At 47.4% G+C, this 1,245-nt stretch carries 1 protein-coding gene; it reads left to right on the forward strand.

The genetic code is table 11. The features are described 5' to 3' along the window. Positions 1–143: 143 nt before the first annotated feature. Positions 144–1,245, forward strand: a 1,102-nt coding sequence (locus HWQ67_RS18980) for a response regulator (protein WP_218254259.1), incomplete at its 3' end; no start/stop codon positions are given.

Raw genomic sequence — 1,245 nt, forward strand, 5'->3', positions numbered from 1 at the left:
TCCCTCAGACCCACCCCGCAAGGGGGCCAGCCCCCTTGACCCCTTCCTGCTTGTTATAGTTACTTATGCTCGCTTACTTAGCAAGCGATTCCGACGATGGTTTTGCCTTGACACTTTTGGGGGATTGTGTTAGTATTTCCTTAATGGATGTTGAGCTAAATAGTGACAAGGCTGAAGAGATACTCAGAGGTATAAGCCTGCTGTATGTTGAAGATGACGAGGTTATTAACAGACAACTCTCCATATTCTTAAGAAGGCGTGTAAAAAACTTATTCACCGCCTGTAATGGCAGGGAAGGGCTTGAGGTGTTCAAGACACACACGCCCGATATGGTCGTTACCGATATAAACATGCCTGACATGGACGGCATTCAGATGGTCAGACATATTAAGGAAATACGACATGATACAAAGATAATCCTCACCACTGCCTTTAACGACGAGGAATACTTTATCAGGGCCATCGACGCCAATGTAGACAGCTTTATGAAAAAACCGATAGACCCCTATAAGCTCCTCGAAACGATGATAAACCATGCAATTGTCTCTATCCAAAAAAAAGAAGTCGAGGAAAAAAGCAGACTCATCAACTTTATACTCAACAACAGCATAGGTGATGCCGTAATATCAACCGATACACGGGGCAATGTGACATTCATCAACCCCGCTGCCCAGTACATGCTCGGATGTCTCGTGGAACATGTATATGGCAAGCCACTGTCAGGGGTCTTTACGATAACCGGCAATGGCCACGATAAAACGCTCACCCCTGAATCGCTCATCAAGAACGAGGTGATAGACCTCACAAATCAGACCCTGCAATTGTCAGGCGGACAGCAATTGCGGATATACGGCAGCACCTCGCCAATACGAGACGACAACGACAACTTTAGGGGCGTTGTCATAATATTCCAGGACCTCGACAAACTCCGGGAGGCTCAGGAGCGGTTAAGCTATCACCGGGAGAGGTTTATCTCCGTGCTGATACACGACATCAAAACTCCATTGATTGCCATCTCCGGATATGCCAGGCGTTTCCTGCTTGGCAAGGCCAAGAGTGATGAGGACAAAAGCAAGCTTGTTGGCAACATCCAAAACATATCGGATTGCCTGCTTAACACCATCGAGGAGACATCGAACCTGCTCAGGGAAAAGGGCGCCCTGAACTCCTGCAATCTCGAACATCTGCACTTTGACAAGATACTGACGGCGGCCATTATAAACTGCCTCCCTGCAATGGACAACA

It is taken from the genome of Candidatus Magnetobacterium casense (assembly GCF_019173545.1).
Lineage (GTDB): Bacteria > Nitrospirota > Thermodesulfovibrionia > Thermodesulfovibrionales > Magnetobacteriaceae > Magnetobacterium > Magnetobacterium cryptolimnobacter.